The following is a 21,084-nucleotide window of genomic DNA, read 5'->3' as shown; positions in this document are numbered from 1 at the left end:
AACCAACGCTGTTTGAGCATCGTTAAATTTAAATCAGGTGTTTTTCTTATGAGGGATATAAAAAATGACTGTAACTAAACGGATTAAATAAGCTAGCCAATATACGTAACTGGAAGCCAAATAATCACCACAAAAATGCACTCGGAATGGTCACCTTAGTTGCCGGTGTCACCAGCTTATTTTTTAATAAGCCACATTTAAATGGGCGATGTCAGGGCCGATTGCGATTGCTTTTTTATATTGTTGGTATTCTTTTTAAGAGCCAATTAACGATCTTCATGTTTTTCTTTTACCTTAAGTATTTTGCAGCCGTCAGTACCGCTTAGTTTTACTCTGCCCTGTTCACTGGGTTTGGTAATTTCCAATACAAAGAACTGATCGTGCCTTTATTGATGGTCATCATGTTTGGCATGGGCACGTCCATGAACATAAAATATTTTTTGCAGATTAGTAAAATGCCAAAAAGGGTATTGATTGGCTTGGTCGGCCAGTTTTTAACTATGCCGTTTATTAGTTTTAGTTTGGCAACAGCCGCCGCACTGCCACCTGAAATCCCTTCGGGCATTATATTAGTGGGTTAGCATCAAACGTAATGGCGTTAATTTGGCGCTATCGGTTACTCTTACTGTTGTAATTACGTTACTCGCGTCCTTTATTACACCTTTTTATATGCCGCTATTTGCCGATCAGTTTGTACCCATTAATGGCGATGTTTAGAGTATTAACATAATTATGATTTTACCTATTATAGCGGGGTTGTTATTCAATCGCTGGTTGCATGGTCGCTTTCCCATAGTCGATAGCGCCATGCCTAAGTTATCGACGCGGGGTATCACCATAATTATTAGGGTAATCACAGCTGTGGGTCGCGATAGTTTACTCGACATAAGCGCGCTGTTAGTGGTTTGGGTATTGCTCCATAATATACATGGATACGCGTTTAGTTATGGCAGCGCAAAACTATTTGGCATGGACGAAGATTCTTCACGCACTATTGCCTTCGAAGTAGATATGCAAAACTCAGGACTTGCATCAGGTATTGCGTTAGAAGTGGGACGAGTCACGAGCATGGGATTAGCGCCAGCCGTATTTGGTCCAATAATGAATATCACGGGCTCATCATTGGCTGCATGGTGGCGCAGCAAAATTACAGAAACCTCAATCGAAGGAAATAGAAGGCTATAACGAAGCTAGAAAGCCTTTTTCAACCCATACATTGTCTACTTAAACCCGCGCCTTTCCTTGATCATTTCGTATGCTGACTGAATATCTTGGGTTTTATTTTTTGCTATCTCTAGTGCTTGTTTGGGTAAACCTTTTGAGACTAATTTGTCGGGGTGATGTTCACTCATCAGCTTGCGATAAGCTTTCTTAATACTTTTACCGTCGTCGGATATTTTAACACCGAGAATTTTATAGGCGTCATCCAAGGATTGTTGGGAAGAATACTTTTTCCCATTAGTGTGTTGTTGACCCCCACCCCCTTGTCTAAAACGCATTTCTGCTTCAAATGCTGACATTAAGTAAAGTAAGTCGTGTTGACTAAAGCCTAAATATTGAGACACCGTCTCTAAAATAGTTTGTTCGGCTTTATCCAGTTTGCCATCAACATAAGCCGCTTGGATTAAGATTTCTAAATACACCTGCACAATATCACGGCGACCATGGCAGGACTCTTTAAACTCTTGAACGGTTTGTTTCAGAGCGAAATCTGCAGCCTTGCCATCTCTAAAAGCTTGCTGCGCCTCTTTGCGCACATCGCCTTCAAGGTTCATCTGATCCATCAAGGCACTAGCCATGCGTATTTCGACATCACTTACCTTGCCATCAGCTTTGGCTACATGCCCCATGACCGAAAACAGGCAATGAAAAAAAACCGCTTGGGTTTTGAATTCATCTTTGCTCGCAAAAAAACGGTTGAATCCACCGGTTTGATTGAAATTTTTGCTATAACCTTTGTCGAACATATGTCCGACCATAAAACCTAAAACCGCACCTGGGATACGCCCAAACATAAAACCAAAAATGGTACCTAAAATTTTACCTATCATCTGCTTCCGTTAATTTTTTTTATTTAATGCATTTAATCGTTGTGGGGTACCCACATCTATCCATTGCCCCGTAAAATGTTGCGCTGCAATTAAACCTTGGTTAATGGCTGTTCGCCACATAGGGGGCAAAGTTTTCACCCCGGAGCACTGCTGTGCAAAAAAGCTTTTACGATAAACGGCAATCCCACTAAACGTTAATTTAGATCCTTGTTTAGGGTCTAAATCATGACCCGTAAAATAAAAATCTCCTTTTTGGATTATGATCAGGATTATCAACCATCACCAAATGCGCTTCTACCCCTTCGGATAAAAAACTGGGTAAAGCCTCAAAATTAAAATCAGTAAAAATATCACCGTTAACCACAGTAAACATTTCATCCTTTGAGTCTGAACAAAGTAATGGCAATGCGTTAATTATGCCTCCCGCAGTTTCTAATGCACGGGACTCAGCAGAATAGAGTATATCCAAACCAAAACGTTCACCATTACCCAGGACACTTTCAATCTGTTGACCTAACCATGCATGATTAATAACAACTCGCTCATAACCTGAGCGTTTAAGCGCTTCAAGGTGGTATTCAATCAAAGGTTTACCCTGAACTTTAAGCAGAGGCTTAGGAACAGAATCGGTTAAAGGCCGCATTCTCTCTCCCCTACCTGCGGCTAAAATCATCGCAGTATTAAGTGTCATGATGAGTAGACTTTAGTTTTTGCAAAACATTTGGCAACACTCGCTCACTAACAAACTGAGCAAACTCAGAATATTTTGGGTATTGACTGGCTTCGTTAATCAGATAATGCAAAGTGTGAGGAATATCTGCCAAGAAGCTTGATTTGTGATCACGTATGAACAAACGAGCAAATATCCCTGCAATCTTGATATGCCTCTGCATCCCAACACTATCAAACCACATTTTAAATTCAATCCAAGGATACTGAGCATAATATTCTGCATGCCAGTCTTGTAACCACTGCTGTACTTTTTCTTGTGGCCAGTCTTGATAACTATCCCTTAGTAGCGAAACAGCATCATAAGTAATAGGTCCCACAACCGCATCTTGAAAATCAATCACCCCGATCTCATCATCCTCAAGCAACATTAGATTGCGTGAATGATAGTCTCGGTGCATACCTACCTTAGGTTGTATCAAACATGAACTTTTGACTTCGTCAAAAACCTTACTTAGCATGTTTTCTTCTGAATCAGTCAGACGTAACTGCAAGTATTTATTCAATAACCAATCTGGAAAAAGTCTTAATTCTATGTCGATAAATGCACCATCATGGTCTGGTAATGGTCCGCTTTCAGTGGATAAGCAACTCTGGATAATGGGAATATTAGCTAACGCTTTTGGATATAGCAGGTCACAGGTATCTTCTGTTAAAACATCACTAAACAAGCGGTTACCAAAATCTTGCTGAAGATAAAATCCCTGAGCAAGATCGTGGGCATATATTTCAGGTACTTTTATACCCTTTTCTCGGTAACTTTGAGCCACAGCAATATACTGAGCGGTGTCTTCACTTGTTGGAGGCGCATCAACGGCAATAATCGATTGCCCATAACAAGCAAACCTAAAGTACCGACGAAAACCAGCATCACCAGATACTATTTCCAACGATTCACATTCAAAATCAGTATTTTGGTTAATCCAATTATGTAATTTCTTTTGTCGAAGTTGCTTGAAAGTTAACGGTGTTTTCAAGTTGATCTCTTATTATTCAATAATTGGCTGCTGGAAGAAGGTCAAGAATGGCGAAATAACGCTTTTTTTGCAAGTTTACTGGTAAATCCCATTGAAACCTTTAAAATTACACGTTAACTAGCCGTTTTAAATGTAACTTTAGGTCACTTTGTACTTGCCCCGTATACAAAACAAACAATTCTTATTTATTAGCCTTCTGTCGATGTCGATTGGGCTAGCCGATGCCCAAGAAGTCTGTTTTGTTCCTTTGGCTGGGCCTAATCTTGATAATTCATTACTTGAAGGGCAAATCCAGGTCAAGTCTGAGGATAGTGAAATCAATCAAGATACTTTTGCGCGATTCAAAGGCAAAGTAGAAATCGATAGTTTCAAAGCCAAGATTAAAGCTGATGAAGCGGTACTCAATCGTCAAACCCAGACCTTGAATGCAACAGGAAATGTCAGTTTTAAAGACAGTAACATCACTGTATCGAGTCAAAGTATGCAGCTGAATAGAATTTCAAATGAATTACTCATTGAAGAATCTTTTTACCAATTAAATAATGTGCAGGGTCATGGCAAAGCCCAAAAAATTGGTCTTGGCGAAAAAACCGGTATAAATCTTATAGAGTCTAGTTTTACCTCTTGCCCAGTAGACAACGAAGTATGGCGCATTCAAGCCAGTAATATAGAAATCACCCCAGACCAATCCAGAGGAGTGGTTAAACACGCACGATTTTATATTAAAAACTTACCAGTGCTGTACTTACCCTATTTTCCTTCCCAATTAACGACCAAAGACAATCTGGTATCCTTTATCCGCGTATATCGAGTAATAGCTCTACGGGTGTCAGCCTTGAGCAGCCGGTTTACTGGAACATTGCGCCCAACTATGATTTAACATTTAGTCCAAGATTTATGTCTGAGCGGGGATTGCAGCTTAAAACTGAATTCAGATATTTAACCGAGGCACATGCAGGTCAGGTAAATATTGAGTATCTCCCTGACGACCAAGATTTAAACGATGACACCGAGCGATATTTTTATCGATTAATCCACAGTGGTCAAATTGGCGAAAATTGGCGAGTAAACGCTGATATTAACGGATTAAGCGACGACAACTATATTGTTGACTTAGGTTCTGATTATTACAATCGAGCAGATACCCATTTGTATAAAACACTGGGATTGAGTTATTTTTCAAAAAATCTAGATATTTCAGCGCAATTTAGAGATTTTGAGGTATTGGGCGACCACCCCGATAGCTACCGTGCATTGCCCGAAATTAGACTCAATTATTTAACACCTATGGGGTTAGGCGCAGAATTTCAGGTGAATTCAGAATTAGCTTACTTTGAAAGCAGTGAGTCAGATAATCCTACGGCGACGCGTCTTCATATTGCTCCTACAGTGCGATATCCATTTCAAAATCAATGGAGCGTATTTCTCGCAGAAGCGACTATTTTACATACTCGATACATTCAGAAAAACATTCAAAATTTGGCACTTGATAAAAATATCTCCCGTACATTAGGTCAAGTTAAGGTTCACGGTTCTTTGGCATTTGAGAGACCAGCCAGTTGGTTTGGTGCGCCAGTAACCCAAACTTTTGAACCTAAAGTCCAGTACTTATATACCAGCTTCGAAGACCAAAGTAACATTGGCAGATATGACACGACTCGGCTATTCAATGACTTTGCAGGTTTATTCAGAGGGCAGGAATTTACAGGCTTAGATCGTATCAGCGACAATAATCAAATTACGGTGGGCATGACATCTAGCTTTATTGATAAGAATAACCAAGAGCGTTTTAAACTCAGCCTTGGACAAATATTTTATTTAAAAGACACCCAAGTAGTAGATGCAACTAAAGATGATGACCGTTCGGCCCTAGCAGCAGAGCTAGATTGGAAAATAGGCAGTAAATGGTATGCTCACACTCAGGCTCAGGTTTCAACTATTACCGACAAAGTCGAACGCAGTAGTTTGTCCTTAGAATATCAACTTGCCGAAAACAAGATCATTCAGATAAATCACCGATACGTAAGGGATTTATCCTCTGAAAAAATCAATCAAGTGGGTGTCACCGCAAGCTGGCCCATCACTAAAAATTGGCAATGGGTTGGCCGTTGGTATCATGACTTAGAACGTCACAGAACAGTGGAGAGTTATACTGGTGTGCAATATGAATCATGTTGCTGGAGTGTTAGTTTTGTTGCCCAGCGTAACTTAAGTAACCGGTTTGATGAAAATGGAGCACAAAGTACCAATGAATTTGAGTCAGGCTTTAATGTATACTTCACCACTCGAAATTTATTAAGAGATGGGTTGTTTGGATATAGACGTCCTTATCTATTGAACTAATAGCAGGGTAGTTTGCACATAAGCACTCTTATCTATTGAACTAATAAAGGGCTGGTTTGTTTACTGACGCTCTTACATACTGAACTAATAGAAGGGCAGTTTGCACACAAGCACTCTTATCTATTGAACTAATTGGGGTTTGAACTAACTAATTGTTGGTAACCTTTTGACATACCCAACGCGCGTAATCAAACAACGCCTTTAACTAAAAAAGTAAAGATAATCATGAAAGTAATAGTAGTAGCCTTTTTAATTAGCTCTTTCTTATCACTTAAGACAGAGGCAGCACCTGAACTATTAGACAGCGTATCTGTGATCGTTGATCAAGGAGTGGTGTTAGAGAGTCAAATAAGTGAATTAATTACCGTCGTAAAACGTAATGCAGTGCTTAACAACCAAAACCTGCCTTCTGACAGGGTGTTGCGCACCCAAGCTATTGAAAAGCTGATATTAGATAATCTGCAAACGCAGATGGCCGATCGTATGGGCATCCAAGTTAGTGATCCGCAGTTAGAGCAGACTATCGCTAATATCGCTAAGGGCGAGAATATGAATATTGCCCAGTTTCGTGAAAAAGTATCCCAGGAAGGAGTCACCTACGACACCTACCGCGAAGAAATTCGCAAAGAACTTATACTTGGCGAGGTGCGCCGTGCCAATGTCCGCCGACGTGTATACATCACCGAGCAAGAAATTAAAAACTTGGTTACCCTGATTGACGAACAAGGCGATGAACAAGCGGAATACAACTTGGGACATATCTTAATTGAATTTCCACCTGAACCAACCGATGAAGATATACAGCAAGCTAAAACCCGAGCAGGTAAAGTAATTGAACTGCTTAACAAAGGTTCAGACTTTGCCAAAATCGCTACGGCTTCCTCAGGTGGCTCCCGTGCGTTAGAAGGTGGAGATCTGGGTTGGATGAACATTAACTCTATGCCCACCCTGTTTGCCGAAGCAGTACAAAAAAATCTAAAGACGACTTAATAGGACCAATTAGAAGTGGCGCTGGCTTTCATATTTTGAAGGTAAAGGATCTTCGAGGTATCGAGACAGTCGAAGTCGAAGAAATAAATGCTCGTCATATATTAATTGCTCCTTCTATTATATTGAGTGACGAAAAAGCCAAAACAATGCTTAAAGGCTTTCGCGAGAAATTGCTAGCGGGCGAAGCTGACTTTGCTGAACTTGCAAAAGAACATTCTGCCGATCCGGGTTCTGCGTTAAAGGGCGGGGAATTAGGCTGGTCCGAACCGAGCAAATATGTAGCTGATTTTCGCGATGCGTTAGCGAATTTAGAGATTGATGAGATCAGCCAACCCGTTAAAACTCAATATGGCTGGCATCTAATGCAATTACTTGAAAAGCGTGTGGGTGATATAACTGAGCAACGCAAAGAAGAAAAAGCCTATCAATTACTATTTCAACGTAAATTTTCCGAAGAGTCAGATGTGTGGTTGAGAGAAATACGTGCAAGTGCATACATTGAAGTATTACCGCAGCAAGGCGAATAATTGAAACCGTTAAAGTTAGCCATTACCCCGGGTGAGCCTGCTGGTATTGGTCCAGATTTACTTATAGGCATTGCACAACAAGAATGGCCAGTGCAATTGGTGGCTTTTGCTGATGGAGACATGCTCAGGCAACGTGCTAAAGAACTAAACTTAGCTATTACCTTGGTCCCATATGATCAAGATAATGAGCACACTTTGCCTGCTGGGCAATTATTTTTGGTCGATATAAAAACTAAAGTTCCGGTTATAAGCGGTAAACTAGATAGCGAAAATGGCCACTATGTTGTAGAAACTCTGCGCCAAGCGTGTAAAAAAAATCTAGATGGTGAATTTGATGCTGTGGTGACAGGCCCTGTTCACAAAGGCATCATTAATGAAGGTGGCATTTCTTTTAGTGGTCATACAGAGTTTTTTGCTCACGAATCTAATACCAATGACGTAGTCATGATGTTAGCTACAGAGGGACTAAGAGTTGTACTTGCCACCACCCATATTCCTTTGGCATATGTTGCTAAGGCGATTACTTTTGAGCGTTTACACAAGGTAATACACATAGTTAATACCGACTTAATGCTGAAATTTGGCATTAAAAAACCACATATTTTTGTGTGTGGTTTAAATCCCCATGCCGGTGAAAATGGGCATATCGGCAAAGAAGAAATTTTGGTTATCATACCTGCTCTTGATGCTTTGCGAGCAGAAGGCTTGAACATCACTGGGCCTTTGCCCGCAGATACAATCTTTAATCCAAAATATTTAGAACAAGCTGACGTTGTGTTAGCCATGTATCATGATCAAGGATTACCTGTCTTGAAATACAAAGGTTTTGGAGCCTCAGTTAATATCACTTTAGGGTTACCGTTTATCCGTACATCTGTCGATCACGGTACAGCATTAGATTTAGCGGGTACAGGTCATGCAGACGCAGGCAGTTTCAACCTTGCCATCGAAAAAGCCATCTCAATAGCAGCGCAAAAAGAATGACTAAACAACATTTAGGGCATACAGCAAGAAAACGTTTTGGACAAAATTTTTTACATGATAACTATATTATCGATCAAATAGTCACCGTCATAGGGCCACAAAAAGACCAACACATGGTTGAAATTGGCCCTGGACTGGGCGCGTTAACTGAACCAGTTTGTGAATTAATTGATTCCCTCACTGTAATTGAACTTGATAGAGATTTGGCTGAAAGGTTAAGAACGCATCCTTTTATTGCTAGTAAGCTGACCATTATTGAAGCCGATGCTCTTAAATACGACTTTTCGCAGTTATTATCAGATGATAAACCTTTACGCATTTTCGGTAACCTACCCTACAATATTTCTACGCCATTGATGTTTCACTTATTTTCTTTTGCCAATAAAGTACAAGACATGCACTTTATGCTACAAAAAGAAGTCGTAAATCGCTTAGCGGCCTCTCCAGGCAATAAAAGTTATGGTCGTTTATCTGTTATGGCTCAGTACCATTGCCAAATAATACCGGTATTACAAGTGCCGCCAGGCGCATTTAATCCACCACCTAAAGTTGATTCGGCAGTGGTTAGGCTTGTACCCCATCAGCAAAAACCCGTAACTTTAACAAATGAAGACACCTTACATAAAGTCTGTGCCCAAGCGTTTAACCAAAGGCGTAAAACGATCCGCAATAGCTTAAAAGAAAGCCTAAGCGAACAACAACTCATCGATATAGACATTAATCCCGAGTTACGTGCTGAAAATTTATCGTTACAGCAGTATGCAAAAATTGCTAATGCGGTAGACTCTTTGGCATAGAAATAAAGAGTTTGGCAGCGTCGAGTAATAGATGAAGCAATTGAATAAAGTTAAGATTACAGTAGAAACTCAGTATCTAAAAAACCAGATACCTGATAAAGATAAATATGTTTTTGCATATAAGATTTCGGTTCACAATAATGGCCAGCATTCGGTTCAGCTTATCAATCGATACTGGTTAATAACCGATGGCAATGGCAAAAAAACAGAAGTAGAAGGCCCTGGAGTCATAGGCTTACAACCGCACATCCTGCCTGGTGATTTTTTTCAATACACCAGTGGAGCTGTGTTAGATACCCCCGTGGGAACAATGCAAGGCTATTACGAAATGCAACAAGAAGATGGCGGACGGTTTGAAGCTGTTATCAACGTTTTTAGCCTAGCAGTTCCTAACGTAGTCAACTAACTCTTATGGCCACTTATATTGTTGGTGACATTCAAGGGTGCTTTTTGGGGTTGCAAAAGCTTTTAAACAAAGTCCATTTCTCTCCGATTAACGATCGCTTAATTGCAGTTGGAGATTTGATAGGGCGCGGCACCCAACCACTTGAAACACTGGACTACTTGTATTCATTAGAAAACAGTTTTGATACCGTTTTAGGCAATCACGACTTAAATTTATTAGCTATTTTTGCAGGTATTCGCAAAGCCAAACCCAATGATAACTTAGACACATTACTTGCTAGCCCTAAACTTAATACCTATATCAATTGGTTAAGGCTAAAACCACTGGCTTTGTTGGCCGACCAAGATACCTTAGTAACTCATGCTGGTTTATATCCTCAGTGGTCAGTCAAAAAAGCGCTCAAATTTAGCCTTGAAGTCAGTGAGCAGTTACAAGCTGAAGATTGGAAAGAATCATTAGCCTATATGTACGGCAACCAGCCTTCAATTTGGCAAAAGTCTCTACAAGGGTCCCAAAGATTTCGCTTTATCGTCAATGCGATGACACGGATGCGTTTTATAGTAAACCAAAACGAACTAGATTTTAGCTGCAAAACTCCACCAGAACTGGCGCCTCAGGAACTAACGCCTTGGTTTAAAGTGATAAATAAAAAATTCAAGTCGAACCAAAGAGTAGTGTTTGGTCATTGGGCTTCGCTAAATGGCGATACGTATAATAGCCAGTTCATTGGTTTGGGCACGGGTTATGTTTGGGAGCAAAACATGACACTATTAAATTTATCCTCTAGTGAAATTTGTTCGGTAAACTTTCAAGATTAATTGTAGTCAGTCGATACTTAGTATTGTGTTATCCAATAAGACTATAGTCTAAGAGAAAAAATTCTAAGATTACAAATTATTACTCAGTCGGGTATAGTCCTATGCGAATAAGAATAGGTTGCATTTAGCAGTCAAATGAAAACATATAAAGCCAGTATGGATACTGCCAACTTGATATAGGGCCATTCAATGAAAATTACAGTAGCTACCCGTGTCGTCGGTGGATTTGGGATCATCACACTTCTATTAGTTGTATTAGGAGTAGTAGCGGTATCAAGTTTATCTAGTATAGATACTGCCACTGAAGAGGTTAATACATTAGCCCTCCCTACAGTGAGCGGTAGTAGTCAACTAAAAGTGTCTTTCTTAAATATGGGCCGTCTCACCACTGAGTCTTATTATGAGACAACCCTAGATGGTTTGAGAAACAAGAAAACCGCTTTCGAAGACAGTCAGACCAATTTTGATAATGAATTGCGCATCCTCACCAGTGTGGTCAGTAAAGAGCCAGATTTAAGGGAATCTTTGATTGAAACCGAAGAGATATATCGTCAGTACATTGAGAATGTAAACGCAATATTTGATAACAAGAAAGCCGACTTAGAGTTTGGCAACAAAGTATTAGATGTACTCAGAAATATTGAAGATAACGCCGACGATGGTTCAACTTTAATTGTTGATTTTGCGGATTTAGAAAAGGTGCAAAGCAATAGTCAGTTGTCTAAAGCAGCGGAAATAGCTAATGGGCTTGAATCAAGTCTTACCTCATTACTGACGGTAGGTGCAGAATACGTTAAGACACAAACACTAGTAAGAGCAGATACCATAGGCAATGAAGTAAAATTAGTTGTTGATCAAATCAAAGACAAAACAACTGAAGTTCAATCCACTGCAGGAGATAGAGATGACAGTGGTACATTGAGTGAGCTATATGACTTAATTGCTGATGTTACCGATTCGATATCCTCACCCAATGGCCTAATTCAGTCACAAATCAAACGTTTAAACAGTCGCTTGCAAGCCGGTTCTGCATACACATCCTCAGAGGCAAACATCGAAGATGCGCTTCAAAAACTGAATGATTTATTAAAGCTTGCGGACGCCAAAGCAAAATATGCCAAAGAAGACGTTGCAGACTCTGTTACCACGGGAAAAACGATTACCATTATAATAGGTTTAATCTCTGTTCTTATTGCTGCAACCATCGCTTACTGGACCGTACAAGCGATTATAAAACCACTACACAAAGTAAACGAAATGCTTAATTTCGTTTCTACAGGTGACTTAACTCAAAGACTAGACGATTCTGCGCAAGATGAATTCGGTGACTTAGCCAAAAACTGTAATAACTTAATCGATAGCTTAAAAACCCTAATAACAGGTATCAGTTCACGGGCCGCTCAGTTGGCAGCTGCAGCTGAACAAACATCTACGGTAACGGCGCAAACTACGCGCTCAATCCAAGAACAAAAATCACAAGTCGCACAAGTTGCCGCTGCCACCACCGAAATGCACAGCACGTCGCAACTAGTCACTAAGAGTGCCGAAGACACCTTAAACCAAATTAAACATGCTGACTCTGAAGCAGAAAAAGTCAAAGTAATTTCAGAAGAAAACAAAAGAACTATTCTAGTCCTAGCTAAAGACGTAGAGGAAGCTGCGGCAGTAATAAATAAACTGCATCAAGACAGTGCTAGCATAGGCGGTATTTTAGATGTTATCAGGGGCGTTGCTGATCAAACTAACCTACTTGCTTTGAACGCAGCTATTGAAGCCGCAAGAGCTGGTGAACAGGGTCGTGGGTTTGCTGTAGTAGCAGACGAAGTGAGAACTTTAGCCAGTCGAACTCAACAATCAACTCAAGAAATTAACTCCATGATTGAAGTATTGCAAGCCGGCGCTGAAAAAGCCGTATCTGTAATGAATCAGAGCAAAGAACAAACCACACTTTGTGTTGAACAAACTGAGAATGCGACAGTCGCACTGGAATCAATTACCGATGCAGTTCACAAAGCGTATGACGTCAGTAGTCAGATTGAACAATCGGCTCGTGAACAAAACATAGTCTCACTAGAAATCAGTGAAAAACTTGAAAATATAGTGAATATTGCTGAAGAAACTACAATCGGAGCGAATCAGACATCTGAGTCTAGTCATGAAGTGGCTAAGCTTGCTGAAGAATTACAAAGCTCGGTGCAGCAGTTTAGGGTTTAAGTTTAGCCTTCGAGCTACGAGCTACGAGCTTTTAGAAAATATTTGAAGAACCGGCGAGAGCCGGTTTTTTATTGGCTACACTGAATTAATAATTAAAATCAAGGCATGCGTTTACTGACATCAGCTTGAAGGCAATGCTCGACTTAAGGCGAAGATAGGTCAAAAACATCAAATTTGCTGACTAAAAAATTGGCGTAAGGGATCTACATTCAAAAGATAGATCTATTGCCGTCAGCTATTCTATTCATATAAACTTATTCCTTCTCACTAGTTTAGGAAATGAACCATCAAATATTTTTCTACCACTGCCACTGCTAAACGTCTTGCTCTTGAGCCGAAGGCTGTTTTCGCTAAGCTTCAAGAAGTTAACTACATTGTGCGTGGGCTTGAGAAATGGGCCTTAACTGCAAAGGGTAAACTGGCCGGGGGAAGAATTAAAACGTCGGTAAAACTTGGGGATTACATTGAATGGCCTGAAGATTTTGATTTGACACAATTACCTGCACATCAAAGCCCTGACATCGCTGTTGAATTGGTTAGCTCAACTAAAATTAGCAAAGAATTTGGTATCTCGGCAAACAAATTGAATTATCTTTTTTCAGAGCTTGGATGGATTAATAAAAGCTTAAAGGGCTGGGTTGTCACAGAGCAAGGCCTCAAAAAAGGGGCACTTCAAAGTGAAGATTCTCGTTCAGGCGTGCCTTATGTTAGGTGGCCAGAGACAATCACTCAGTCTAGTTTACTGCTGAATTCTATAAACGATATTACGGGGTCTAATGCACCCTTACTTATTTCATCGAACGATACCAATAACGTATCAAACGCAATGGAATTTAAAGAGAAGTTTGAAGCCAAACATAGGGCGACAGACGGTCACTATGTTCGCTCTAAAGCTGAGATGATGATTGATAATTGGCTGTATATAGCTGAAATAGTCCATGCCTACGAACGCAAGTTACCCATTGAAGAAAATGTATATTGTGACTTCTATATCCCAACGGGAAAAGTCTATATCGAGTATTGGGGATACGATAATGATCCTAAGTCTCTAGCTCGTAAAGAAAAGAAATCAGCTATTTATGAAAAGTACGGTTTGAAGCTTATTGAACTGGACGATACTGATGTGCAAAATTTGGATGATATATTACCACGGTTATTGTTGAAGTTTGGGGTGCAAGCTTATTAGTAACTCCCCCATTTTTAACCAGGTACTCTTATTTATGAATGACATCCGTATTATTCAACCTAAGCCAGCATTATAATACGTTCAAAGTTTATTCATTAATGTTTTGCTTTGTCACTAAAAAAGAGACGCCAGAAAAATACGTTTCTGGGCAATGCTCATCTTTCAGTTATCTCTTATGTCGCATACTTTTATGATAAATAACCGGTTCCAGAGAGGACAAGGGAAAACTAAAAACATCCGCTTTACCGACAATGAGAATCAATACGTTGTAAGTTTAATTAACTCTGCTCGATTGTCTCAACAGCTCAATATTTTAAATTACTTAAGGCGGCGTTGGATCTAATTGACTGCAACGGTTTTTGATGTCGATACATATGAACTAATTCCTGTAATTGAACGGAGTACAACTTATATATCCCGGTTATTGTGCACTCTGTATACTTGTCTCCAACTCGGGCAATTTATCGCTATTAACATGAACAACACCTTTATCTGCAGATAAAAGAATGACCTTATTGGCAAAGTTCATGTTCTGACAATTATCTGGGGTGGTCAACAAATAGGACTTATTGTTTTGTTTGATAAGCGCAATATGTTGGTCGTTAAATACAATAAAATCATAATCGAGTACTGAATCAATCCTTTCTATGGCGGATAAATTTTGATCTGCAATGAAATTATTAATGTCGTGTTCATAATTATTTATATTACTGCAACCAACCAAAAATGTGCTGGTAGTAACAAGAGCTAATATAGTTTTCACATGTTTTTTCATTTATTTTTCTTAACATGAATATATTTGATGAGTCGCTACAAATCAGAAATTGGTGTTAGTTTTCTAAACCTCTACTTTTAACATCATAAAATAATGGGTAAATTAAATTATTACTCCAACTCGGATCCCTTCTATAAGACCAGCTAACAAGTTGCTCCAATTGTCCTGAGTGCAACTTGTATAAACCAGATACTAGGCATTCAGAATATTTATCACCAATTCGGACAATTTTATCTCGACTATTGACTTGAACAACACCTTCAGCTGCTGTTGCTAGCACGATCTTTGTAGCATTCATTATATCCTGACAATTAGCACGCACGGTCAGTAAATAGGATCCACTGTTTTGTATAGTTAGCGCAATGTGCTTGTCATTCAAAGCACGATACTTAATCGCGCCACCTGTATCAATACTTTCCATAGGCGCTAGTTTTTGATCAGCTATAAAACTATTTATATTTTTTTCGTAATTAATCCTGTTGCTACAACCAAATAAAAATATCGTAGCAACAACGGATAGGGTGTTTATATATTTATTCATTTGCTTACCTTAACGTTTGTAAATGTATAATAAATAACCATAACACGACTATAGAGAACTTGTCGGATATGAGCAATTTTATACTCAACATCGATGCCAATATTAACTTTGTTATCTCACATTTCGCAGTGATGGCTATAATATTAATTTGTCTCTAGTGACCAATTACTGGAATACAAATGGACGGCCAAGTCATTTCTGCGCAGTAATTTAGTAGCCCTGCTTGTACTTCATATTTTAACGATTTTCTTAACCCTTCGTTTAATGTCTAAAATATTGCTTCAAATCCTGTCGATAATGAGTCTTTAGGCTGTTGCCTTATAAATAATGTAAAAACGCCACTGAACTTTACGTTCAGTGGCGTTATTTTTAGTGTCTAACTGTACCTATCTACTGATGTTGATTTAAGACCATCATAAATTTTTAATCATGTATTTGCATAAACCAACTTATGAAGAGAGTAATCAATCGAGGTCTATTTTCTGACTAAGATTATCGACCACATCTTGAGCACCATAGCTGTCTTCATTAGGTTTTACGCCCTTACCCATGCGTATTTCCAATATGCTATGCACTTCTTTACGATTATTATTGATGCCATTATTGATATTTACCCCCACTTCTGTGGATGGACGAGTACGGGTTTCACAGGTCAACAATCCACAGTTTCTTTCTATTTGACGTGTTTGAGTAAAACCAATGGACGAACTAGGTTGCTGTTTTTCTGATTCCACAAAGGTTTCTTTGCTGGTCACCACAAACCAATCGTAACCCTGCTGCTGAGTTAACTCAGCAGCGCGTAACAGTGCATAATCTGATGCATCGGCTACGGTTTTCGAATGACTTTTAAACTGCACTCGGTAACGGTCGTCAGTAATTTTTTGCTCACTGTAGCCTACTGAGCCATTTTTTGCAGAACGGTAGTCAGGCTTTGAAGTACAGCCTGAGACTAAAACTAATAATGTAAGTGTTAACAACGCCATAAAATATTTCATAAATCACCTCTTTTTTGATTTTCAAATTGCCATTGATTATTGATTGCTTGTTGTTCTTCGTTTCTATCCAGTGCAGAACCGCTGATCATTGCATCGATCACTGCTTCCAACTGTTGACTACTTGAAGCTGTTTGATAATCACCTGTGACGGCGACACTTTGCTCGGTATGTTGAGCTTGAAGTTTCCAGCCGCTGATTTGTTTACAGGCAATGTTAGTAGATCGGTTGTCACTGCTGGCCACTTGATACTGGCGACACAGTTGCCCCTGTTGATTTTCAAAACTCAGCTGCGCTTTTACCGTACTTCCGTCTTCGAGGTAGGCGGTCTCACCACTGAACTCAGTATCTAACACTGCGGCAATATCAGTGGAAAAGCCAAGGTCAGTCGTTTGCTGAGACAAATTCAACATAGCGACACTTGCTACCAGTGCAACACCAGCTGCCATGGCATAGGGTGTTTTTATATCAGCAGTCCATTTTTCCCAAGCCGATATTTGAACCACATTATTCACAGCAGCAGTCTTATGGCTGTTTCGCTTAACATCAAGTTGTTGTGCTAATACCACTAATTTTTTAGGCACCTCGGTGTGATCAATTTGCTGAGCGTGCTCTAACACCCACTGATCAACCTGAGATAATTCAGCCATACGCATCACTAGGTCATCATCTGTTTCAAGGGCTACTCTAACCAGTTCCATATCTTGTGGCGCTAATTCAGCATCTAAAAAGCCACTTAACATATCATCGCTAATGTTCATGCGTTTTCCTCTAACTCAGTTGGCCTGACCAAATTCAACAATGAATTTCTAGCTCGTGATAGGCGACTCATTACGGTGCCAATTGGAATTTCCAATATTGCAGCCACATCTTTGTATGCCATACCTTGTAAGGCAACCAGAGACAAAATCGAACGTTGGTCGTTGGGCAAGGTGTGCATTGCAGAATTGACCTGAGTCAACAATGCTTGTGACTCATGTTGTGTTTGCTGCTCTACTGCAGCCTGCTCTTGCAACTCTGGAGCTTGAGTTGCATTCTGTCTGACTTTGCGAGAACGATATTCATCTATCCATACGTTACGACACACTTTGAACGCCCATTTAAGGATCTCGACGTCATCAGGCAATCCTTTGGTTAGTATTTTTTCAAATGTGGCTTGCACTAAATCATCCGCATCCGCACTGCTACCGGTTAGCGAATAGGCAAAGCGTCGCAACATGGGTATGATATTTTCAAACGATTCATTCATTGCTGTTACTCTTGTTTTATCTCTCATTTACAAAGATGACGAATGGGCCTGACTTTTATTCCAAAAATAATGAAATTTATTTATTGCTGAAACGTTTACAGTTTAAGTTTACTATTTTCAGCCCGAGGACAACATGACACTACGTAAATTGACCCTTGCCAGTTTACTGGTTTTCAGCCAGATTACTTCGGCACAAATTGTTAATACCGATGCGCTTGGAAAGCAAGTTGATCAGCTGCAACGCACTGCACTGCGGATGGAAAATCGCCTCAGTCAATCTATCAGCACTCGTCCATTTTCTTTAAGCACATTACCGCCCATAGCAGACCTAGTGACTGTGCCTCTGACTAAACTGCCTAAATCGTTACCCATTGGCCCAGATTTATTAAATCCAGTCCTGATGGACGTAGAAGTAGAAGAAGGTTTCAGAGCGGTTAAAAATCAATGGATAGTGCTAGCCGACCCGCACAGTGAACAAATTTTGATTGGGCTTGACGCCAAGATTGAATCCAGCCAGTCCTATGCTAGCTTAGGTCTGACCTTATTACGCTTTACGGTGCCAGATGCGCTAAATAGTAAACAAGCATTAGCAAAACACCTGCCTACTAACACTATTGAAACTCTCGATCGCAATCACATATACCAAGTACAAAATCGACAAAGCGTTCCCAAAGACAGCAGAACAATAACAGAAACAACCACAAACTCTGGGCTGATGTGTAACACCGCAGTGCGTATTGGCATGATTGATAGCGCCATAGACAAAACACACCGTGCATTTGCCGCGGCTAAAATACATGCAAAATCATTTTTAGCTAACAATCTAGTCTCCCCCTCGTTACATGGAAGCGCTGTGGCGAGTGTGTTAATTGGCAACACCGATGAGCTCACGCCATTACTTCCACAAGCTGAGCTTTATTCCGCAGAAGTTTTTTACCGTCAGTCAGAATTTTCACAAGGCGCCACCTTAGGTGCCATGATCGAGGCTTTGAACTGGATGCTTGAGCAAAAAGTGGCTGTGATTAATATGAGTTTAGCTGGGCCTGACAATAATGTACTTAAGCGCGTGATTGGCGCCGCCACCGATAAAGGGGCCTTTATTGTGGCTGCAGCCGGAAATGAAGGCCCCGCAGCAGCAACTGTTTATCCCGCCGGCTATGAAAATGTTATCGCGGTAAGTGCGATTGATAAGCAACAGCAACCTTACCGCTGGTCTAATCGTGGAAACTATATAGATTACTCAGCTTTAGGTGTGAATGTATTAAGCGCACAACCTCAACAAAGTGTGGGAAAGGAGTCTGGCACCTCGATGGCAGCACCCGTGGTATCTGCTGCCCTTGCGTGTTTATCGTTTAAACATAGAAAACATAACAAACCTAATCGGACCACAGTTTTAGCCCTGCTTTGGGACCAAGCTGTTGACCTTGGTCCCAAAGGAAGAGATCCCATCTTTGGCGCAGGTGCCATTCAAAGACATTAGTCTGTGTGTTCAAATGAATTTAGAACTGAAAACGCTTCGAAAACCGCTATTTTGTGTACTGGTAGATTAACTAGTCGAAATTAACGAAAATGGACAGTTAGGGCTATTTACAAATGGGGGCTTAGTGCCATTTAAAGTCGGAGCGTGGTTTGATAAAGCTGGTTTTACGCTCTTGTTTACCTCCATTGCGGACAGTTGAGGAATTTGTGTAATAACATAGCCTGCAACCATAGAGATCAGTCGTGTCATTACTTATAGTGTCAGCAGATGCGACATAACTGACGTAAGCCGAACCGCTGCTTTGCCCAAGAAATACATGTGACTTAAATTTAGATGAAAAATCAGAAAACCCAATAATAATGGTACTTTCAAGGTGATTATCTAACTTTCTTTTAACTCATCTAAGTTTTTGCTTATTTTGAAGTCTGAAGTAGCAATTATTAACTGTCATTTTTTAGATCCACTGGTGACATTATTCATCTAAATTATTTCTTTATGTTTCAATCATGTAGATTGACAATAAAATACTTGTTGAATGACTCAGGGCGTGAACCGGACAGTCGAGCGTTAAACCTGACGATGAAGTTTATACCAGAATCAGACATTAATGGATGAGTATATCTGCCCACAAACCCTTCAAATTTCAACGGTGACCCCGAAGTTCATGGTAGAGGAAAGGTACAATTGACAAAAAATAAATTAAAGAACTGAAATAATCACAGTGATGCTGAGGATTTATTCTTTGTTGATATCGCTGACATGATTGGGATATAACTCAGCATGAGACTTATCCAACCTGTCCATAACTTGGCGGCTGTTTTTTATAGATTTATGGATATAAAAATACATTTTAATTTCGTTTAATGGAAAGGAATGTAAATTTTCAATATTCATTTGCAACTGTATTAATTCAGTAGGTTTACTATATCCCAACATATATGTAGCTCTTTTTAACAACAGTGCAGTCAATGCTCTTTTATGATCTTCTACATTAGCCGCTATTGAAACCTTGTTATTGGGATTTTCTAAATAATCCCGCAGCCCAGAATATTGATAAGATGTGATCAACACCACAGACTGACCATAAAAATCACTCGCTTGAATTACAGGATTTTGCTCACCAATCCAATAAGACCGTGTCTCAATTTTAGCCACCGCAGCCTTACTCATATAAAAATCATCGGGGTTATCAATTGCTGTTAAAGGACCTATTGAAAAGCCTACAAATCCTTCACTAATCAGTTTTCTAATGCGTTTATTAGGAGTGTGCAAAGGCCGATAATCGATGTCTGCATGTTGAAAGATATTTTGAACCATCTCAGCTAACGACCCATAGGGTTGGCCATTAGCTTTGGCTTCAATGTAAGGAGGGAAATCCGCAAAACCCCAAACCAAAGGTTCATCAGCTCGTGAGTGACTTGCTGATGCAACAGTTATAAAAAGCATCACCCCTATAAAAAAGCGTATACCAGCGATAACATCCTACTTCTTTACAGACTGATGTGTATTTTAATCTTATACATATTGCGACTTGTATCAAGCTAATTCTATTGTGAACGCCTATATTATTTGAATAGTAAATTTTTCCGTAATGGGTCTATCAACTCGGTTACCAAGTCAACGCGTGACTTTTTAATAAGGTCACATCAGCGAATGGCTATAGATCGCTCAGTCGTGACATACAAATGATTTTATCGAATGGCAGCCATCTTGGGCAAAACAGACTGTCGCCCAAGTTTTTATCGACTTCTACAATTGGCACTTTTCAGTCAAACTTCGACGCTGAAAATTCGCAAAACATTATGTCAACTTTCAGGCAATTTTTGAATTAAGCAAAGACTATTCAGCGGCCCCTTTAAGCGACGACTTAACAGTCGCGATTGATGCAATACTATGACCGGAATTCGCTCAAAGCGGAAATAATAAAAACAAGCCTAACCGTCTCCTTAGACGGCTACCTTCAGTCAAAAGTGTAATTGTATTGTTAAGAACGCTTTAGCAAACCAAGCAAAATCCCAGTATAAG

The 21,084-nt window shown here is 39.9% G+C and carries 21 protein-coding genes and 1 pseudogene; 12 read left to right on the top strand and 10 right to left on the bottom strand.

The features are described from left to right. Positions 1-422: 422 nt before the first annotated feature. On the top strand, positions 423-581 hold the full coding sequence (locus C427_RS26690; RefSeq protein ID WP_201765508.1) for a hypothetical protein: 159 nt from the start codon (positions 423-425) through the stop codon (positions 579-581). A 151-nt stretch (positions 582-732) separates the two neighbouring features. Next, on the top strand, positions 733-1,185 hold the full coding sequence (locus C427_RS26685; RefSeq protein WP_015430445.1) for a bile acid:sodium symporter family protein: 453 nt from the start codon (positions 733-735) through the stop codon (positions 1,183-1,185). A gap of 35 nt (positions 1,186-1,220) precedes the next feature. On the opposite strand, the gene djlA is transcribed toward C427_RS26685, so the two are convergent. The 4 genes from djlA to C427_RS04060 form a co-directional block, all read right to left on the bottom strand. Further along, the gene (gene djlA, locus C427_RS04070; protein WP_007640231.1) at positions 1,221-2,051 is read right to left on the bottom strand and encodes a co-chaperone DjlA; all 831 of its coding nucleotides are present in this window, start codon (positions 2,049-2,051) and stop codon (positions 1,221-1,223) included. Between the two features lie 9 nt (positions 2,052-2,060). After that, a complete protein-coding gene (locus C427_RS28465) occupies positions 2,061-2,189 on the bottom strand; it encodes a hypothetical protein (RefSeq protein ID WP_322786669.1) in 129 nt (42 codons plus the stop codon). An 85-nt stretch (positions 2,190-2,274) separates the two neighbouring features. Next, positions 2,275-2,742 carry a nucleotidyltransferase family protein gene (locus C427_RS04065; RefSeq protein WP_322786668.1) on the bottom strand — a complete coding sequence of 156 codons (468 nt, stop codon included), beginning with the start codon at positions 2,740-2,742 and terminating at the stop codon, positions 2,275-2,277. Beyond that, positions 2,732-3,757 (bottom strand): aminoglycoside phosphotransferase family protein, encoded by a 1,026-nt coding sequence (locus tag C427_RS04060; protein ID WP_007640227.1) that lies wholly within the window; start codon positions 3,755-3,757, stop codon positions 2,732-2,734. Before C427_RS04060 ends, C427_RS04065 begins: the two co-directional genes overlap by 11 nt. Positions 3,758-3,911: 154 nt before the next feature. On the opposite strand from C427_RS04060, the gene C427_RS27025 reads away from it, so the two are divergent. The 9 genes and pseudogenes from C427_RS27025 to C427_RS04020 all read left to right on the top strand — a co-directional run bounded on the left by C427_RS27025 (position 3,912) and on the right by C427_RS04020 (position 14,022). Continuing rightward, positions 3,912-4,637 (top strand): LptA/OstA family protein, encoded by a 726-nt coding sequence (locus C427_RS27025; RefSeq protein ID WP_015430442.1) that lies wholly within the window; start codon positions 3,912-3,914, stop codon positions 4,635-4,637. A 17-nt stretch (positions 4,638-4,654) separates the two neighbouring features. Further along, positions 4,655-6,100, top strand: coding sequence for an LPS assembly protein LptD (lptD, locus tag C427_RS04055; RefSeq protein ID WP_015430441.1), 1,446 nt, complete (start codon positions 4,655-4,657; stop codon positions 6,098-6,100). A 225-nt stretch (positions 6,101-6,325) separates the two neighbouring features. Further along, positions 6,326-7,617: pseudogene (gene surA, locus C427_RS04050) on the top strand (peptidylprolyl isomerase SurA). Next, on the top strand, positions 7,618-8,601 hold the full coding sequence (gene pdxA / locus C427_RS04045; protein ID WP_007640222.1) for a 4-hydroxythreonine-4-phosphate dehydrogenase PdxA: 984 nt from the start codon (positions 7,618-7,620) through the stop codon (positions 8,599-8,601). Continuing rightward, the gene (gene rsmA / locus C427_RS04040) at positions 8,598-9,398 is read left to right on the top strand and encodes a 16S rRNA (adenine(1518)-N(6)/adenine(1519)-N(6))-dimethyltransferase RsmA (RefSeq protein WP_007640220.1); all 801 of its coding nucleotides are present in this window, start codon (positions 8,598-8,600) and stop codon (positions 9,396-9,398) included. Before pdxA ends, rsmA begins: the two co-directional genes overlap by 4 nt. A 31-nt stretch (positions 9,399-9,429) precedes the next feature. Beyond that, positions 9,430-9,804, top strand: a complete 375-nt coding sequence (apaG, locus tag C427_RS04035) for a Co2+/Mg2+ efflux protein ApaG (protein ID WP_007640218.1) — start codon at positions 9,430-9,432, stop codon at positions 9,802-9,804. A gap of 5 nt (positions 9,805-9,809) precedes the next feature. Next, positions 9,810-10,622 (top strand): symmetrical bis(5'-nucleosyl)-tetraphosphatase, encoded by an 813-nt coding sequence (locus C427_RS04030; RefSeq protein WP_007640216.1) that lies wholly within the window; start codon positions 9,810-9,812, stop codon positions 10,620-10,622. 189 nt (positions 10,623-10,811) lie between these two features. Then, on the top strand, positions 10,812-12,836 hold the full coding sequence (locus C427_RS04025; RefSeq protein WP_007640214.1) for a methyl-accepting chemotaxis protein: 2,025 nt from the start codon (positions 10,812-10,814) through the stop codon (positions 12,834-12,836). Positions 12,837-13,212: 376 nt separating this feature from the next. After that, on the top strand, positions 13,213-14,022 hold the full coding sequence (locus tag C427_RS04020; RefSeq protein ID WP_007640212.1) for a hypothetical protein: 810 nt from the start codon (positions 13,213-13,215) through the stop codon (positions 14,020-14,022). A 421-nt stretch (positions 14,023-14,443) separates the two neighbouring features. On the opposite strand, the gene C427_RS04015 is transcribed toward C427_RS04020, so the two are convergent. From C427_RS04015 to C427_RS03995, 5 genes are all read right to left on the bottom strand, one after another. Further along, the gene (locus tag C427_RS04015; RefSeq protein WP_007640210.1) at positions 14,444-14,797 is read right to left on the bottom strand and encodes a DUF6491 family protein; all 354 of its coding nucleotides are present in this window, start codon (positions 14,795-14,797) and stop codon (positions 14,444-14,446) included. 55 nt (positions 14,798-14,852) lie between these two features. Beyond that, positions 14,853-15,338 carry a DUF6491 family protein gene (locus C427_RS04010; RefSeq protein ID WP_007640209.1) on the bottom strand — a complete coding sequence of 162 codons (486 nt, stop codon included), beginning with the start codon at positions 15,336-15,338 and terminating at the stop codon, positions 14,853-14,855. Between the two features lie 464 nt (positions 15,339-15,802). Then, positions 15,803-16,333 (bottom strand): CC0125/CC1285 family lipoprotein, encoded by a 531-nt coding sequence (locus tag C427_RS04005; protein WP_007640207.1) that lies wholly within the window; start codon positions 16,331-16,333, stop codon positions 15,803-15,805. Further along, positions 16,330-17,091, bottom strand: a complete 762-nt coding sequence (locus C427_RS04000) for a hypothetical protein (protein ID WP_007640204.1) — start codon at positions 17,089-17,091, stop codon at positions 16,330-16,332. Before C427_RS04000 ends, C427_RS04005 begins: the two co-directional genes overlap by 4 nt. Further along, a complete protein-coding gene (locus C427_RS03995; protein WP_007640202.1) occupies positions 17,088-17,579 on the bottom strand; it encodes an RNA polymerase sigma factor in 492 nt (163 codons plus the stop codon). The genes C427_RS04000 and C427_RS03995 overlap by 4 nt, the downstream gene beginning before the upstream one ends. Positions 17,580-17,712: 133 nt before the next feature. Between C427_RS03995 and C427_RS03990 the strand changes: the two genes are divergently transcribed. After that, positions 17,713-19,059 (top strand): S8 family serine peptidase, encoded by a 1,347-nt coding sequence (locus C427_RS03990; RefSeq protein ID WP_007640200.1) that lies wholly within the window; start codon positions 17,713-17,715, stop codon positions 19,057-19,059. Positions 19,060-19,794: 735 nt separating this feature from the next. Here the strand turns inward: C427_RS03990 and C427_RS03985 are convergent. Further along, complete coding sequence (locus tag C427_RS03985) at positions 19,795-20,505, bottom strand: hypothetical protein (RefSeq protein ID WP_007640194.1); 711 nt, start codon at positions 20,503-20,505, stop codon at positions 19,795-19,797. Between the last annotated feature and the right edge of the window lie 579 nt (positions 20,506-21,084).

The sequence above is a fragment of the Paraglaciecola psychrophila 170 genome (assembly GCF_000347635.1).
GTDB lineage: Bacteria > Pseudomonadota > Gammaproteobacteria > Enterobacterales > Alteromonadaceae > Paraglaciecola > Paraglaciecola psychrophila.
The sequence above is the reverse complement of the archived record's forward strand: the minus strand, read 5'-3'. Positions and strand labels throughout refer to the sequence as shown.

Bases quoted from the DNA above. Each gene is read 5' to 3' on its own strand.
- C427_RS26690 (WP_201765508.1), top strand. From the start codon at position 423: ATGAACATAAAATATTTTTTGCAGATTAGTAAAATGCCAAAAAGGGTA.
- C427_RS26685 (WP_015430445.1), top strand. From the start codon at position 733: ATGATTTTACCTATTATAGCGGGGTTGTTATTCAATCGCTGGTTGCAT.
- djlA (WP_007640231.1), bottom strand. From the start codon at position 2,051: ATGATAGGTAAAATTTTAGGTACCATTTTTGGTTTTATGTTTGGGCGT.
- C427_RS04065 (WP_322786668.1), bottom strand. From the start codon at position 2,742: ATGACACTTAATACTGCGATGATTTTAGCCGCAGGTAGGGGAGAGAGA.
- lptD (WP_015430441.1), top strand. From the start codon at position 4,655: ATGTCTGAGCGGGGATTGCAGCTTAAAACTGAATTCAGATATTTAACC.
- rsmA (WP_007640220.1), top strand. From the start codon at position 8,598: ATGACTAAACAACATTTAGGGCATACAGCAAGAAAACGTTTTGGACAA.
- apaG (WP_007640218.1), top strand. From the start codon at position 9,430: ATGAAGCAATTGAATAAAGTTAAGATTACAGTAGAAACTCAGTATCTA.
- C427_RS04030 (WP_007640216.1), top strand. From the start codon at position 9,810: ATGGCCACTTATATTGTTGGTGACATTCAAGGGTGCTTTTTGGGGTTG.
- C427_RS04025 (WP_007640214.1), top strand. From the start codon at position 10,812: ATGAAAATTACAGTAGCTACCCGTGTCGTCGGTGGATTTGGGATCATC.
- C427_RS04015 (WP_007640210.1), bottom strand. From the start codon at position 14,797: ATGAAAAAACATGTGAAAACTATATTAGCTCTTGTTACTACCAGCACA.
- C427_RS04010 (WP_007640209.1), bottom strand. From the start codon at position 15,338: ATGAATAAATATATAAACACCCTATCCGTTGTTGCTACGATATTTTTA.
- C427_RS04005 (WP_007640207.1), bottom strand. From the start codon at position 16,333: ATGAAATATTTTATGGCGTTGTTAACACTTACATTATTAGTTTTAGTC.
- C427_RS04000 (WP_007640204.1), bottom strand. From the start codon at position 17,091: ATGAACATTAGCGATGATATGTTAAGTGGCTTTTTAGATGCTGAATTA.
- C427_RS03995 (WP_007640202.1), bottom strand. From the start codon at position 17,579: ATGAATGAATCGTTTGAAAATATCATACCCATGTTGCGACGCTTTGCC.
- C427_RS03990 (WP_007640200.1), top strand. From the start codon at position 17,713: ATGACACTACGTAAATTGACCCTTGCCAGTTTACTGGTTTTCAGCCAG.
- C427_RS03985 (WP_007640194.1), bottom strand. From the start codon at position 20,505: ATGCTTTTTATAACTGTTGCATCAGCAAGTCACTCACGAGCTGATGAA.